13 protein-coding genes and 2 pseudogenes are annotated in these 16,262 nt (G+C 37.7%); 10 read left to right on the plus strand and 5 right to left on the minus strand.

What is annotated here, in order from left to right; genetic code table 11:
- Positions 1-889, plus strand: a pseudogene (locus tag SKA34_RS08045) (IS66 family transposase); the annotation flags it as partial.
- 35 nt (positions 890-924) lie between these two features.
- A pseudogene (locus SKA34_RS08050) lies at positions 925-1,110 on the plus strand (GNAT family N-acetyltransferase); the annotation flags it as partial.
- Positions 1,111-1,165: 55 nt separating this feature from the next.
- On the opposite strand, the gene SKA34_RS08055 reads toward SKA34_RS08050, so the two are convergent.
- Both SKA34_RS08055 and SKA34_RS08060 read right to left on the minus strand, forming a co-directional pair.
- Complete coding sequence (locus SKA34_RS08055) at positions 1,166-3,496, minus strand: phosphocholine-specific phospholipase C (protein ID WP_006645016.1); 2,331 nt, start codon at positions 3,494-3,496, stop codon at positions 1,166-1,168.
- Positions 3,497-3,640: 144 nt separating this feature from the next.
- Positions 3,641-4,312 (minus strand): glutathione S-transferase, encoded by a 672-nt coding sequence (locus SKA34_RS08060; protein ID WP_006645017.1) that lies wholly within the window; start codon positions 4,310-4,312, stop codon positions 3,641-3,643.
- A 207-nt stretch (positions 4,313-4,519) separates the two neighbouring features.
- Here SKA34_RS08060 and SKA34_RS08065 point away from each other — a divergent pair, with 207 nt between their 5' ends.
- Together SKA34_RS08065 and SKA34_RS08070 are read left to right on the plus strand one after the other, a co-directional pair.
- On the plus strand, positions 4,520-5,938 hold the full coding sequence (locus tag SKA34_RS08065; RefSeq protein ID WP_006645018.1) for a coniferyl aldehyde dehydrogenase: 1,419 nt from the start codon (positions 4,520-4,522) through the stop codon (positions 5,936-5,938).
- Positions 5,931-6,371: an RDD family protein gene (locus SKA34_RS08070; RefSeq protein WP_006645019.1), complete on the plus strand. Its 441-nt coding sequence runs from the start codon at positions 5,931-5,933 to the stop codon at positions 6,369-6,371. Before SKA34_RS08065 ends, SKA34_RS08070 begins: the two co-directional genes overlap by 8 nt.
- Positions 6,372-6,464: 93 nt before the next feature.
- Here SKA34_RS08070 and SKA34_RS08075 read toward each other — a convergent pair whose 3' ends face one another.
- Positions 6,465-7,037: an alkylphosphonate utilization protein gene (locus SKA34_RS08075; RefSeq protein WP_006645020.1), complete on the minus strand. Its 573-nt coding sequence runs from the start codon at positions 7,035-7,037 to the stop codon at positions 6,465-6,467.
- Between the two features lie 377 nt (positions 7,038-7,414).
- Between SKA34_RS08075 and SKA34_RS08080 the strand changes: the two genes are divergently transcribed.
- Positions 7,415-8,605, plus strand: coding sequence for a trypsin-like serine protease (locus tag SKA34_RS08080; protein ID WP_006645021.1), 1,191 nt, complete (start codon positions 7,415-7,417; stop codon positions 8,603-8,605).
- A 479-nt stretch (positions 8,606-9,084) separates the two neighbouring features.
- Here the strand turns inward: SKA34_RS08080 and SKA34_RS08085 are convergent, their stop codons facing one another.
- Complete coding sequence (locus SKA34_RS08085) at positions 9,085-10,077, minus strand: lipoate protein ligase C-terminal domain-containing protein (protein ID WP_006645022.1); 993 nt, start codon at positions 10,075-10,077, stop codon at positions 9,085-9,087.
- Between the two features lie 340 nt (positions 10,078-10,417).
- On the opposite strand from SKA34_RS08085, the gene SKA34_RS08090 reads away from it, so the two are divergent.
- The 3 genes from SKA34_RS08090 to SKA34_RS08100 all read left to right on the plus strand — a co-directional run bounded on the left by SKA34_RS08090 (position 10,418) and on the right by SKA34_RS08100 (position 14,568).
- Positions 10,418-12,397, plus strand: a complete 1,980-nt coding sequence (locus SKA34_RS08090) for a methyl-accepting chemotaxis protein (protein WP_006645023.1) — start codon at positions 10,418-10,420, stop codon at positions 12,395-12,397.
- Positions 12,398-12,399: 2 nt separating this feature from the next.
- A complete protein-coding gene (locus tag SKA34_RS08095; RefSeq protein WP_006645024.1) occupies positions 12,400-13,746 on the plus strand; it encodes an ABC transporter substrate-binding protein in 1,347 nt (448 codons plus the stop codon).
- Between the two features lie 156 nt (positions 13,747-13,902).
- Positions 13,903-14,568 carry a response regulator transcription factor gene (locus SKA34_RS08100; RefSeq protein ID WP_006645025.1) on the plus strand — a complete coding sequence of 222 codons (666 nt, stop codon included), beginning with the start codon at positions 13,903-13,905 and terminating at the stop codon, positions 14,566-14,568.
- 75 nt (positions 14,569-14,643) lie between these two features.
- On the opposite strand, the gene SKA34_RS08105 is transcribed toward SKA34_RS08100, so the two are convergent.
- Positions 14,644-15,279: a hypothetical protein gene (locus tag SKA34_RS08105; RefSeq protein ID WP_232284245.1), complete on the minus strand. Its 636-nt coding sequence runs from the start codon at positions 15,277-15,279 to the stop codon at positions 14,644-14,646.
- A 140-nt stretch (positions 15,280-15,419) separates the two neighbouring features.
- On the opposite strand from SKA34_RS08105, the gene SKA34_RS08110 reads away from it, so the two are divergent.
- Both SKA34_RS08110 and tnpB read left to right on the plus strand, forming a co-directional pair.
- Positions 15,420-15,740, plus strand: a complete 321-nt coding sequence (locus SKA34_RS08110; RefSeq protein ID WP_004998436.1) for a hypothetical protein — start codon at positions 15,420-15,422, stop codon at positions 15,738-15,740.
- The gene (gene tnpB, locus SKA34_RS08115) at positions 15,737-16,090 is read left to right on the plus strand and encodes an IS66 family insertion sequence element accessory protein TnpB (RefSeq protein WP_006643801.1); all 354 of its coding nucleotides are present in this window, start codon (positions 15,737-15,739) and stop codon (positions 16,088-16,090) included. The genes SKA34_RS08110 and tnpB overlap by 4 nt, the downstream gene beginning before the upstream one ends.
- Positions 16,091-16,262 lie beyond the last annotated feature (172 nt).

Consider the following 16,262-nt stretch of genomic DNA (forward strand, 5'->3'; position numbering starts at 1 on the left):
AGCTATCACGAACCACTATGGCCAGATGGGTTATCCAAGTTAGTGAGAAGTTCAAACCACTCTATGCCGCTCTAAAAGAGCACTACTTCAACAAGTGGTGGTCCAGGCGGATGAAACGCCACTCAATGTTCTCAAGGAAGAAAAACAGTGTTACATGTGGCTCTACTGCTCGGGCGCAGACTCGCCAGAAGCCGCACTCCCCAATGTGAAGAATATTGCCTTGTACGACTATCAAAACAGTCGCGCGAGGGCATGCCCTGTTGCCTTCTTGGGGGATTACAGTGGTTATCTACAAACCGATGGCTATGGTGCCTATGATGGTCTTTATCACGTCACCAATGTTGGCTGCATGGCACATGCACGGCGAAAGTTCATGGAGGCTAAGAAGCTTCAAGGTAAAGGTAAGTCAGGCAAAGCAGATAAAGCGCTGGCCAAAATCCAGAAGCTCTATGGGATAGAATCGCGCTTAAAAGGTGCGACTGTCGAAACACGAAAAGCAGAACGTCAACTGCATAGCAAACCGATACTGGACGAGTTGTACGAGTGGATGACATCTCAACAAGTGATAGCGTCTAGCCCGCTGGGTAAAGCGATAAAATACACGCTCGGCCAATGGCCGAAGGTGATCCGCTATATCGATGACGGTCACTTATCGATAGACAATAACCGCGCTGAACGCGCAATTAAACCGCTGGTCATTGGCAGAAAGAACTGGTTGTTCTCGAACACGCCAAATGGTGCTGATGCGAGTGCGATGCTTTACAGCATCGTCGAGACTGCGAAAGCCAACGGCCTTATCCTCTACGACTACATGGTCAAGTGCATGAAAGAGCTCGCGAAAGCTGAGCCCGATATCGATGCACTCCTACCTTGGAACCTCAAACACTAACAAATATCGCCCCGTGGGTTCATGGGGCGTTTACTCTTAATCTACATAAAGTATATTTGCATGTGGCGGTAGAGAATGAAAAAGCAATCCATCTATATGAAGAATGTGGTTTCGTTGAGGAAGGCCATTTAGTGAAAGAAATCTTCATTAATGGTAAGTATTGCGACATTAAGCGAATGTATATTTTACAAGATGAATACTTTTTAAGCCGTAATAAGTAATTATAAAATCCGGCAAGCTAATTGATTTAATTACTTGCCGGTTTTACTTTTAAAATTAACTCATTAAGATATTTAGCTCGTTATCGCAAGAAAAGTTTCCCATCTCAGGATCTGTCACAGCTTTAAAGTTGTGTTTATGATTCATCTCAATACGTCCTGCGGCTTGTAATGAGAAATATTCACAGTTATCTGCTGTTATTAATAAATCATACCAACAGTGCTTACAGGTCTTATAAGCGATATGCTCTGTTTTGCCAGCTTTGATCTTAAGTTCCACAGGATCTTTGCCGTAAATATTATCTGTTATTGTAATAATTTGAGTTTGTTTAGAGCGATTTTCAATTTTAATCGATAGGTGAGGGGAAGCATGGCCGGCTCTTGACTCTTTGTGATCGATTGAAACAATTGGCATCTCTCTGTGTTCAGATGTAAAACCTTTTACTCTACGAATAAACCCGTTAGGACCAAAAGTCATTAAATCAAAGTCTCTATGATCACCAAATGTCCACTTATCTGAAACTGTAGGTTCAAGTTTATTCGCCCCTTTAGACGCTAAACTGTACTGACGCGGCATGGTCATATCATATGGGCTATTTTCAGGAGCGAGAAATTTGTCTTGCTGGGGCTCATTATGGGCAAGGTAGTTGTAGGTTTGATATACGACGCCTTGTTTACCTTGGTTAGCGAACTCAAACATTACGGCATCAGATTTAAATTTAATATCTACTTTAGGCGCATATGGAAGTTGACAAGATGGGCGAGAACCGTTTTGTGTAACAACGGGTAAACCAATTAAACTCATTTGTGGTTTCGTTCTTTTTCCATCTTTATCGTAGCCGTATTCATGCTCATGATCAAATTTAGGCAAATGTTTTCCATGTTCTTTTTCTGCTGCGGCTTTTAACTTATAGGCTTCAGACTCTGATTTACCTTGTGGAATATCAATTGTGTCACTTCGCTTTTCAAAATCAAAACAAGAGGTGAGGTCGCCACAGATTTCACGTCGCCAGGTGGAGATATTTGGCTCTTCTACACCAGTTATTTTTTCTAAGAAGCGTAAAACAGATGTATGATCAAACACCTGTGAGTTAATATTCCCTCCAATACTCCATGGTGAAATTACGTAACAAGGAACACGTGGTCCTAATCCATGTGAAGCTTTGTTTACAAAATCATCAACATTTTCCTTAGTTTTTGAATAGTCGGTATCATAATAATACTCATTGCTGGTACTGATGTTCGACTTACCGTATACCTTGTTATCTGGTGTTTTGTGAGGAACCGATGGTGGTGGCATATGGTCAAATAAGCCATCATTTTCATCGAAATTAACAATAAACACCGTTTTAGCCCAAATATTAGGATCTGAAGTGAGTATATCTAATACTTCAGATGTGTAAGCTGCACCTAAGGTTGGAGTAGAACAACCTGGATGCTCAGACAATTCATTTTCAGTTACAATCCAAGTGACTTTGGGTAAACCTTCCTCACTGTTATAAAGTTCGCGGAATGTTTCGATGGAAGGTTGAGTTTCTGTTCCGATACCATTTAAATAGAAAGGTGCAGATGGATTATTATGGTGCGCATCTCTAAAGGTTTTAAAACCAGCAAGTGGGTTGTCGGTGTAGTTATTGTTAATATTCTGCACTAAACGCCACGATATACCTGCTTGTTGTAATCGCTCAGGATAGGTAGTCCATTTATACCCGTTTTCGATTTCATCTGGTGTATAAAAGTTTTCATGATTATTATTGATGACAGGGCCATTTTTCTTTGCGTGAGCATCATTTGTACCTGACCAATGTACAACACGATTAGGATTAGTACCTGTTTGTGTTGAGCAATAATAAGCATCACACAAGGTAAAAGCGTTAGCGAGAGCAAACTGAAAAGGGACTTCTTTTTCAGTAAAATACCCCATTGTCCTATCAGATTTATTAGGTAGCCATTGGTCCATTTTACCGTGTGCATTTGCATATTGAGCATTATCAAAAAAATGGGGGGTACCTGCAAAAAATTCGTATCCAATATTTTTGCTGGTATTAAAATACCAAGGTAATAAGGTCTTTTTGAAAGTACTTTCTTCATCTGGATTTGGGTTATGCTGATTCCAAACAAAATCACCGTTAGGTTGTCTTAATGGAAAACGGTCAGCGAAGCCTCGAACACCCGGCATTGTGCCAAAGTAATGATCAAAGGAACGGTTTTCTTGCATTAAAATAACGACATGCTCAACATCTTTGATACTGCCATGCTTGCGGTTCGCAGGGATTGAAAGTGCCTTTTCAATACTTGCAAAAACATTTGGGGTTGTACTAATTGCAGCAGCGCCTGCACCAACAACGGCAGACTTTTTTATAAATGAGCGACGACTATCGTTTACCATAACAATTCCTTATTAAAAGTGAGGTTAATGATTAACCTTCAGCTAATTTGAATAAGGAATATTTCATCTTTATTAAGCTATTGTTGTTAGTGATGTTATTAACACAGCGTTGACATTCGCTATGCAATATTCATCACTAATTCACTAATCTGTCATAGTTAAGTCATTGTATTTATTAACAACTGTGCTTCTACTATTATCCCATAATGGATACTTTATCATTGCTTTTGAAAAGATGGGATCTTGATAAAGATTTTTTAACCAATGCTTTATATTTGGATAATCAGCTTGCCTAAACCATTGACGTTCAATATGCGAAAATTGTCGGATAAAAGGTAATATCGCGTAATCAGCTAAGCTCAATGTATCTGTCATTAAATACTGATGATTGGAAAGGCGGTTTTCGATATCGGTCAGAAATGATTCACAAAGTTTACGATATATCGGTACTTCTGGATTATGATAGCGAGCATCGGCTTTATAGTGATCCAATGCTGAAATGTATTTATGATCATTTCTTGCAATAAGGTTGAGCATTTCAGGAAAGAAGTGAGGGGAATGACTCAATAGTAAATTGTGAGGATCATTCTTGTTCAAAGCCCAGATCATGATTTCTAAACTTTCATCGATATAATCACCATTTTCTAATACAAGTAAAGGTACCGTTCCTTTCTGTGATATGTCTAACATTTCGGCAGGTTTTTGCCTCAAATCAATATCACGCTGTTCAAAATCAAGTTCAGCAAGTGTCAGGCTCAATCTTGCTCTGATAGCATAAGGACATTGTCTCAGTGTATATAAAATAGGTACTGACATATCTAAACCTTTTACTTGTCCCCTCTGTTATTGAGGGTAGTCTAAATTACTGCGTGATGCGTATATCTAGCCAACTAACGTATTGTATTTATTCATACCCATAAGCTAACGGATTAGAGTATAAAGATCTGTGTTTACGATACGCTTACAAAAAATGTAACGTTTTATTCCTTGTTTTTATTTGATTTTGTGATGAGAGTAATACGGATGGATGAGAAGTTAGATCAATATATAACTAAACAAAAACAGGCATTTTTACAATGTCCTATACCTGAATTACAAAAAAGATTAACTGATTTAGATAAGATCTCGTTATTAATTACGCAGAATCAACATGCTATTTGCCATGCGATTGCACAGGACTTTGGTCAGCGTTCGGCTTCAGAAACTGCACTGCTTGAAATATTTACTAGCATTGAGTGCATTAAAAATTCACAAAAAAATCTATCTCGTTGGATGAGAGTACAAAAACGTCATACCTCGATGTGGTTTAAACCCGCTAAAAATAGAGTGATACCTCAACCTGTTGGCGTTGTTGGTATTATAGTACCGTGGAACTATCCCTTATTTTTAGCTATCGCACCCTTGGTTGCCGCGATTGCTGCAGGCAATTCAGTAATGGTGAAAATGTCTGAAAATTCCCCAGAACTCTGTCGATTGTTACAGCAGTTATTTACAGATACATTTGCGTTAGAAAAGGTGCGCTTTATTGCTGAAGAAGGCAACACAGGTAAAGCCTTTTCAGCACTACCGTTTGATCATTTAGTCTTTACTGGCTCTAGTGCAACGGGTAAAGCTGTAATGGCAAATGCGGCGAAAAACCTTGTTCCAGTAACGTTAGAACTTGGGGGGAAATCTCCTGCCATTATTGCAGATGACTACGATCTCAATAAGGCATTAGAGCGAATTTTAGGCGGTAAAACTTACAATAGTGGCCAAACGTGTGTAGCACCAGATTACCTGTATGTTCCTGAGGCTTTGTTACCAGAAGTTGTAGCGAAATCGAAAAAGATCATTGCTAAGCGCTTTGTTGATATAAACCATCAAGATTACACGTCAATTATTGATAGTCAGTCTTTTGAACGATTAGTGACGACTTTAGAAGATGCAAAAGCGAAAGGGGCCGATATTTATAATTTGATCCCCAATTCATCTCCAGATTTGAACTCGCGTAAATTCCCACTTCATCTTATAACTGGTGTGGATGACACTATGCAAGTTATGCAGCGTGAGATTTTTGGCCCTATTTTACCCATTCTTGGTTACCAATCGATAGAGCAGGCTATTTCATCAATAAATAAAGGTGATAGGCCACTGGCTTTATATCTCTTTTCTAACAATAAAGATTTACAACAAAAAGTTATTCAGCAGACGCGTTCAGGTGGTGTCACAATTAATGATGTAATGTTAAATGTGGCGCAAGAAGACTTACCCTTTGGTGGTTCAGGCAATAGTGGGATAGGTCATTATCATGGCAAAGAAGGCTTTGAACGTTTATCTAAGATGCGCCCTGTAATGTATCAAGCTTCAATTTCATCACTGAAGCTATTATATTCACCGTATTCTTCATTAGGTAAACGCATGATTAACTTTATTATTAATCGAAAGTTTGGAAAGTATGACTGATTGCAGTAGCAATAACGTAATTTATGTGGGCTTTTGGCAACGTGTTGTCGCGACAATTGTTGATACCCTAGTTGTTTCATTAGTCACTGCACCATTATTGTACAGTTTATATGGTGACTTCTTCTCGAAGGGAACAAACTCGACTTTTGATCCTGTGAGTGTGGTTATTAATTATGGTCTACCGTTTATCGGCGTAATGCTTTTTTGGTTTTACAAATCAGCGACGCTAGGGAAAATGGCAATACAGTCAATCATTGTTGATGCAAGAACAGGTAATAAACCTACGGTTAAGCAATTTATTATTCGTTATTTAGGTTATTTTGTATCAGCAATCCCTTTAGGAATAGGGTTGCTTGCCGTTGGCTGGGATAAACGTAAACAAGGGTGGCATGATAAATTAGCCAATACGGTTGTTATCAAAAAATCTAAATAATCTTGGTTGGATATAAATAACGAGATAATAAAAAGCCCTTAATGATGAGATCGCTAAGGGCTTTCTTTTATCTAAGATAAGAGAAAATAATAATTATTTCTTAGTGTATGCCGCAATGATAACCATTTGAACGCCGTCTGCACGACCTTGGATATGAAGAGGGTTATCAGTCAGGCTGATATTACGTACTGGTGTACCACGCTTAATTACCATGCTAGAACCTTTAACTGGAAGGTCTTTGATGATTGTTACGTTGTCACCAGCTTGTAGCCTAGCGCCGTTTGCATCAAGTGTTGGAACAGAAGCTTGTTCTTCTTCAACAAGACCTTTATCTGCCCATTCTTTAACATCATCTTCTAGGTACATCATGTCAACTAGGTCCATTGCCCAGTCAGTTTTTGAAGAAAGACGCTTAAGTTGACGGTAAGCCATTACTTGTACAGCTGGAACCTGACTCCACATAGAGTCGTTTAGGCAACGCCAGTGGTTTTCATCTGTTGTCTCTGGATCTTCAAGCTGACCACGGCAAGTATCACAAAGGTATACACTACAGCCGGCGCTCTTATCTTCAGACGCTGGAACTGCGTATACAGCTAGGTTATTTTCAGAAGAACATAGTTCACATTTTGATTCGCTACGATCTTTTAAAGCTTGTTCGATAGTCATGGGAATTGTCCATAGAGTTATTGTGGGCACATTATGCACATCAAATAATCATAAGGGAAGAAAACAAGAGCGAGATCACGAAGTATATAGTACATCAGACTGTTTAGTGTCCAAAGGAAGAAAAATGTCATAGGAATTTATCGAGAAGCCAACCAAAAAGTAATTAAACTTTAACTTTTTTAACCAAAGCCAGGTCATGTTCACTGGATCGTATTTATTTGATGGTCGCTAATGTTCAAATAGCCGTTGTTATAAATAGATATTCTTATTTCAGGTTATGGTTGGTGTCACTTTTTTACTTCTTATTCCCGCTTGGTTGGAAATAATTTGTTAACGTATAAGCTTAATTAAAAAGAAAAATAATTAAGAAGGCTTGTATGAATAAAATTACAGCGTTAGGGCTAGTTATATCGGGAACACTGTCTTTTTCACTTACAGCAACAGCGTCAGATAGTGATGTTATTGCGTATATTATTGGGGGTAATGAGGTTTCAGTGGCACCTTCTGACAATTTTATGGCATCTTTGCGAATAAATGAGGGAGATAAAAAACCGTTTTGTGGTGCAACTGTTATCGATGATAATTGGGTGTTAACTGCGGCTCACTGTGTTGTATATGAAGTTCAAAATACCTCATCAGATAATAAATATGATGTTCTTAAACCTAGTCAAGTAATGGTTACAGCTGGAATTACTGATAATACCCAATATACAGCTGAAGATGAATACCAAGCTACCCATGTTGTTGTTCACCCTTCATATAGCCCAGATGTTCAATTCAAAAAAGATAGTGATAAAAACATAACAGAAATCACATCTGCGTTTTTGGACAATGATATTGCATTAATTCGCGTTAAACGTACTTTTTCTAATGTTGGTCGAGTACAAATCCCATCAAGTGCTAAAGCTAATGAGTTAGACCAACAACTAACTTTGCAATGGGATAATGATAATCGTGCCCCGAATCTGGTTATTAAAGGGTGGGGGGCAACAACAACAAGTGGTGATAATCCATCTGATTATTTAAAAGAAGCAAGTTTAACCAGTTATCCTATTGAAGAATGTTATCAATATTATAGTGATGGTGGATTTGAAGGCCAATTTATTGATAATTCGGCTAGTCTTTTAAAAATCTGTAGTTTACCACCTAAATTATTATCTCGAGTACCTGTTGCCACTGGTGCTGATGCTTGCTTTGGTGATAGTGGTGGCCCAATACTTACTCAAAGTAACAATGGTGATTGGTATCAAATTGGTATCGTTAGCGGAAGTGCACTGACTCAGGGAGTTGTATGTGGTTCATATTCAAGCCCTACTTTTTATGCAAGAACAGGTACTTTTAGTGATTGGATAGCAAAAACTACAAATACCGTTCCTGAACAACCAATTATATACCCTGATTTTATATCAGAACAGAAAAATAAAGATACAACATCTTGTAATGACAGTATTTCTGCCAATAACTGTAATATCAATGAAGATGATGGTGGAAGTGGCGGCCATATTGGTGTTTTATCGTTTGCGTTACTTGGAGTGATGACTTATTTAAGGCGAAAAAAAGCTAACTGATTCACTATTAATTTTTTTAAACCACCAGTACACGCTGGTGGTTTTTTTATGGATGGTATTTATTTAGTCACATAGCATAATTTTATCAAAAGTTGTGTTGAATTATGATTAATTAAAAGGATTTATTCACAGTATTTTTATGTCATAAATAAAGTGAATTTAATAACTATTGAGAGTTAATGTTTTCAATGTTTATTCTTAACATGCTGATTATTATAGTTTATATTTTATTTCTATCGGTCGTTGTTGTTATAAAAACACCTTTGGAGTAAGTATCATAAGGAGAAAAAAATAGTTCCTATTATCCACAGAAGCTGTGTATAACTCTGTGGGAAAAGCAGATAGGCTAGATTTGGTGCCGCCTCTGCTAAAGTCAAGAAGTTGTTAATGAGAAATATAGTGTAATTGATGTCCAATTGATTTAGTTCAATATATAGACATAAAAGTAAATTTTTCCTTAAAAGTTAGCATCTTTTGTATTATGCAATTTCTTGTTGTAGCCATTCAGAAAGTGTCATCAGTTCATCATAATGTTCTGAATGCGTGAGCAACAAGCTACAGACAATGGATATAACAGACTTGGCATTAAATGGATAACCAATTGCCGCTTGGCTAAAGTCATTCATCATGTTGTGGTATTGGAAAGGCGCATCATAGTAGACTTTGGTGATAACTCCAGCATCAATATTTAATTTTAGTTCTACCAGTCCCCATGAAAAGTCATGCTCTAACGATTCAATAAAACTAGGTGATTGACCATAATTCCAGTCCCAACTTTTAAGACGATAAAAATGAGTACTAAATTCGATCCAATCTGGATGCTGATTATTTACAATAATCGTGTTTTCCACATCAAGCTTTAGCGTTTTTCGAATACTATCGCTAATGTAATGGCATAATTCATTATGCTCTAATGGACGAATATGTTGGTTAATAGAGGTATAAGACAGTTCTAGATTTTGATGATTGAGACTAGAATAATGACTATTCATATATTTTGATATATCAGTAAGAGAAGTATTTACTCTTAAAGTCGTATGAAAAAATAAATAACCTTCAGAGACTAATAGTGCAGTATTAGAAACTTTTTTATTTTCAACCAAACATTCAAGATTGCCAGATACTGTTATATCTATTTTTAATGGCTCAAATGTATCTATTAATATTTTTTCTATTATGCATTGTGTTAAATAATGAGTAGGGCCGATTAATGCAATATTTGTGTGCGTTAAATCTTGATAGATAGCACCGCCAATTGTATGACTCCTTACAATGTTAATATTTTCACTACGAAGTTGTTTTGGCTTACATACGCGCCAAGGATTTTGATTTTTTCCTATATTAACAGAACGCTGGTTTTGCCATAAAAAAGCAATAATACTGTTGTCACTTGCTTGCTTCAGTAACGTTTCTTCAATCGCTTGATTGAATCTTGGATCTGTTGATTCTGAATAATAAATAGACAGTTTCATGAAATTATCTCTTATCATCTATCTTTTAATTATAAAAGTAGATTGTTGCATATACGCTAAATTTAATTAAGTGAGATAACTAAAAATTAAAAGTATTTATATGAGGTACATCGCATTAGTTATTTTTAAATTTAAAAATACTGTCATTTAATACCAAATTGGAATTTGAACGGAATTTTATTAAAAATAATAAATACCTTTATCACTATTTAAATAATAAAGTGTGATCTCTATATTGAATCTGTTCTTAATTTTTTATTTAGAACCGCGAAATAAGTATATTCATACTTATCTTATTTAATCAGCTGCGGCGTGATTTAATCATAAATAGAAGCATGTTATGTCATTATCAATAGTACAGCGCACCATTGTCGGCTTTATAATAATGTTTATTCTTATTGCCGTAGTTGGAAGTATTAGTTATATCAATACTAGTCGAATCCATGATCGCCTTACCGATGTAACTGAGGTGTCGACGCCTATGGTGACATCGGCAAGTCAATTACTCGCGAGCTTACGTGAAAATCAGCTATCAGTTGTTGATTACCGTACGACTCAATCATCTAACTTATTAAACGAGCGAAAAGAGGCGGTATCACAGGCTCAACATGAATTTAACACCGCAAAACAACAAGCATTGCAATATTCTGTTGATGAGGAAGCGAAACTAAAATTATCAACGGCGCTCGCTGCAGCCGATAAGTTTTTTGAATTATCACAAAAAACAATTAACAAGCATAATCAATGGGTTGCTGTTAATGACCGATTAACAGAGCTTAATTTGTCGTTTCTTCGTTTAGAAGATACTTATCAATGGGCCGCGAATTTATTACTCCAACGTGCGAGTGTAAAACGTTCTTTAAGCAATCGAGCAGAACTTATTTCCAGTGGTATTAGTCGTGACTTAAAAAATGTTCGTCGTGCTAATAAAAACACTAACTTTGAAAAACTAAGCAAAGTGCTTGCTAAAGATATTGAATTAGCAAAACAAGGTTTAGAGCGCATTAATGTGCCTGAAGATGTTAAAGCGCGTTATGCACGTAATTTACAACGTGTTCATGATTTAGCATTGGGTAAAACAGGTTTACTGGCGGTTATGGCTGAAAATAACCAGCTAGAAAGTCAACTTTCAGCTCTGAATCAACAGTCTAATCAGCAAGTTGTTATTACTCAAACAGCACTTAATGATTATATGCAGTATGCGAGTAGTAATGCATATAATAGTCGAAATGCTGCTGATGCTGCAGCCAACCAAGCGACGTACAGTATCATTATTGCTTGCTTGATTTCAGGTGTTATTGCTTTAATTATTGCTTTTACTACGGCAAAAAGTATCCACACGCCATTAGCACGTATTAATGCGGTATTACGCAAGATGACAGCGGGTGATATGACCCAACGTACTAATTATCAATCTCAGTGTGAATTTGGTGCGTTGTCTCGCTCAATTGACCAATTATCTGAAAGCATGGCTGAAATTCTCACGAAAATTAACGATGGCTCATTACAGTTAGTAACAGAGGCAAATAAAACCGCTGTTACAAGCGAACAAGCGATGAGTCGTGTTGAAGATCAAAAACAGCGTACAGATCAAGTCGCCGCTGCCATTTCTGAATTAGAAGTTAGCGCGAAAGAGATTTCTCGTTCATCTGATCTTACGGTGAGCGAAGTAAATGAAGTAAATCAGGCCGCGCAACAAGGGCGAGACCTAGTTTTTAATAGTCGAAACATTACAGAGCAACTATCGGTTGATATTACTGAAGCGGTTGATATAACACGCAAACTAGAAAGCTTTACGGTGAATATAGGTAGTATCTTAGATGTTATCCGTGGCATTGCTGAGCAAACGAATTTATTGGCTCTTAACGCGGCGATTGAGGCGGCACGTGCGGGTGAGCAAGGACGTGGTTTTGCAGTGGTAGCTGATGAAGTACGCGCTTTAGCAAATCGAACTCAACAATCAACAGAAGAAATTAATGAGATGATCGATAATCTTCAGCACAGTGCTGAAATGGTAACTAAGGTAATGGCGCGAAGTCATAAACAAACGGAACAATGTGTTGAACAGACACGTTTAACCGATGAAACATTACAAACGATAGCAGATCGTATGCGCGTTATTCTTGAAATGGCAGAGCAAGTTGCTCATGCAACCAAAGAACAAATATCAGTGAGTCAAGATGTCGCTGAGCATATTAATGGGATTGCGGGTGTTGCTTATAACGCAGAATCAGAAGCGCGTGAGTCTGCAAACAGTAGTGAGTTGCTATCGAAACTAGCTGCAGAGCAACGTCAATTGATTGAACGATTTAAGGTATAAATATGAAAAAGATAATAGTTTCCCCTTTTTATACAAAGGTTCAATCAACTTTATGTCGCAGCCTTGTTGTTAGCGGTATCGCGTTAGCTGGTTTTTCACCACTATCGGTGAGTGCACAACAGTATGACTCTTCACTGAAAGGTACTGTATTGGTTGATTCTTGGCGGCAAGATGATGCGATTTGGAAAGATAAAATCATTCCAGCATTTAATAAGCATTATCCGAATATTAAAATCATCTATCGTTCACCTGAAGGGTTAACCTCATTTCTTGATGATTTGAATACTAACCTTGAGAAGGGGAATGCTGGCGACTTAATTGCCTGTCGTCCATTTGATGGTTCGTTAAAGCTGTTTAATCAGGGACACCTTAGCGATATTACAGAAATGGCAGGGATGGAAAACTTCCCGAGCTTTGCATTAAATCCTTGGCAAACTGATTCTGGTGCACAGACCTTTTGTTTACCGATGGCCTCTGTTATCCACGGTTTTTTTTACAATAAAGACATATTTAAAAAACTCGACTTAAGTGTGCCCAAAACAACAGCTGAGTTTAATCATGTTCTGAATATGATTAAAAACAGTGGTCAATATGTGCCTTTAGCAATAGGTACGAATGATAAATGGGAAACGAGTACGATGGGCTTTCAAAATATAGGGCCTAATTACTGGAAAGGTGAAGATGGACGATTAGGGTTGATTAACGGTACTGAGCGTTTTGATTCACCAAAATACCGACAAGTGTTTCAGGAGTTAGCGAATTGGAATAAGTTTTTAGGTAATGGTTATCAGACTCGTAAATATGCCGATTCCATTAAATTGTTCAAAACAGGTAAGGCGGCCATTTATCCAGCAGGCTCTTGGGATATCAGCACCTTTACAGGACAGTTAGATTTTGGCGTATTCCCACCTCCGGTAGAAAATCGCGGTGATGAATGTTATTTCAGTGATCATACTGATATTGGTATAGGGTTAAATACGAAAGCACAAAATAATCCAGCAGCAAAAACGTTACTAGAATGGATGACAACAGCTGAGTATGCTGAGTTATTGACTAACTCTATTCCCGGTTTCTTCTCATTATCTAACCATTTCTTTGAGGTTGAAAACCCGATAGCGAAGGAAATGATGGGATGGCGTAATGAGTGCGATTCAACTATTCGAAGTGCTGCGCAGATTTTATCTCGGGGTAAAGAGAGTTTCGAGGCTCAAATCGATCAAACCAGTGTTGCCGTCTTAAATGGTACAATGACACCTGAACAAGCAACACAGTTAGTTCAAGCGGGGTTAGATTCATGGTACTTGCCACAAAAAGAAGCAAAAGTCGCAAGCTTAATTTGCCAAGAATAACCTGATAAGCGTTTTAAGAAGCGACGATCTAGAGAATCGCTTTTTTGTTTATAGCGGTAAATTCTTAATTTATCTTAACAGGATAGATGTATTAGCTATTGTTATCTGTTTAACAGGTGATTAATATGCACTTTCATTGTGTTTAGGTGTTGTATTGTGTCTAAGATATTAGTGGTTGATGATGACGTACAATTGTGTACGTTGTTAACTGAAGTTCTTGAAGATGAAGGTCATGAAGTTAGTTGCGTTCATTGTGGTGAATCAGCATTAACATACCTTCAATCAACGGGTGTCGATCTAATACTGCTTGATGTAATGTTACCCACACTTGATGGTATGCAGGTTGCTCGTCGTATTTGTCAGCGTTTTGCAACACCAATCCTTATGCTTACAGCATTAGGAGATGAAACAACGATGCTTGATGGTTTGCAGGCTGGCGCTGATCAGTTTTTGGTTAAACCATTTAAAGTTGAAGAATTACTGGTACGTATTTCGACAATCTTACGAAGAGTAGGCTTAGAGCGCCAACGTCATAGTTTACCCTCAACGTCGGTGGAATTAGAAAGTCAGCTTTCTCGCTTACCTTTAACCAGCACAGAGCTCGATTTGCTTAAATATTTAATTAAGAATAACGATATTGTCGTCTCAAAAGCCACATTACAAAAAGACGTTTTGAAGAAAGAGCTTAGCCCGTTTGACCGTAACCTTGATATGCATATCAGTAATATACGTCGTAAAATGGTGCTAGCAGGCATGTCTAAACAGCATATTAAGACAATTCGTGGGAGAGGGTATAGCTATTCTTCATGTGTTTCGGAGTAACGCGTTTTCTGCAAATATAAAAAATAAGACGATCAATGATCGTCTTATTTTTAGGTTTAGATAATAGAGTAATTATTAATTTTTTAATACACGGTTATCATTAAAAGTGAGTAATTCAAGATGAAAAGGGGTCGCTTGTTGTTTTGGATACTCCAGAGAAAATAATGTTTCATCACGTTGTTGATCATAACTATGCTGTAAATAGCCATACCCACTTGGATACTCAAGATTCCAAAGTTCACTTTTCGCTATACGGCTAACGGCAAGAAACTGTCCAATATAACTGGCTTGGTTAGCACTAATTGAAAATGTAATGTCCATTTTGCTGTTGTTCTTGGAGATCAGCGTTTTATTACCATCTGAGCCTTCCAGTTGAATACTGAAAATTTCGTATTGTCCTACGGGTAACTCAATATTAAACAAATGGCCGCTAATTGTTGAACCTTCAAAATGTCCATCTTCATTATTATTGGAGATCGTTATAATATTACCGTCCCCAATTCTAGGTTTATTGGTGTTTAGAGGTCGAATATTAATCGTTGTAATCAGGTTTTTACCTGTTTTCGGCCATTCGGTATTAGCACCCAGAGTACCAACAAGATAGCCTATTGATTGATTATTCTCATAAACAGAATCAGGAACAGTGATTTGTAAACCCGATGAACAACCGACTAATAATAATACCAATAAACTAATAATGGCCTTCATCATAGAACTTCCTTTTGCCGTGATGAATAGGGTTGAGAAGCGTAATTTTAAATTAGTAAGAATGTAAGCGTGCCATAAACACCGCATTCTAATCACTTTACTCGAAGAATAAGATCAAATCTCCAATCCAAAGGAGATTTAAAATGGCAACACGACGTACCAATCAAGAATGGCAGACTTTGTTTGAGTGCTATGAATCCAGCCAACTCACTCAACGTGCTTTTTGTGAACATCACGGATTAAGTCTTTCCACGTTTCATGCCAAACGCCAACAGTTAACACACCTTCAAACACCACAGACTAACGGCTTCGTCAAAGCAAACGTTGTAGAGCAGACAACACGTTACCATATGACGCAAATACCTACCGCGAATATGACACTTTTTGTCAACGACGTTGAGCTGAGTATTCCTCAAGGCACGCCCGCTGCCTACCTGGCAGAACTCATTGGAGCCTTGTCATGAAACATATGCTAAGTGCACCAGATATTTATCTGTATCGTGAGAGTGTCGATTTTAGAAAGTCCATCAATGGCCTCGCGGCGATTATCGAAAGTGACACCGATTTACCCTTGGGAAGCGGCGCACTATTCCTGTTTACCAATAAACAGCGCGACAAAATCAAAGTGTTGTACTGGGATAAAACAGGCTTTGCACTTTGGTATAAACGCCTTGAAAAAGCCAAGTATAAATGGCCGTCAAAAGAGAAAAATGACGTGTTTACCCTGACTCAATGCGAGCTTGATAGACTGCTTTCTGGCTTCACGATTATCGGCCATAAACCCGTTCAAATAAACGATTTTACAATGACTTAATCGATAATAAAGCTATATCCACCAAGCGTTAACGGCATGACTTTAGTATAATAAATGCCATGAAAAAGACGCCAAATATCAACCCAGAAAGCCAAGATGTTGCCGAGCTACAAGCGATGGTGAAAGAGTTGTTGGCGTTGCAAAAACACAGCGAATCTCAGTGGAAACAAGA

The organism is Photobacterium sp. SKA34 (assembly GCF_000153325.1).
Classification (GTDB): domain Bacteria; phylum Pseudomonadota; class Gammaproteobacteria; order Enterobacterales; family Vibrionaceae; genus Photobacterium.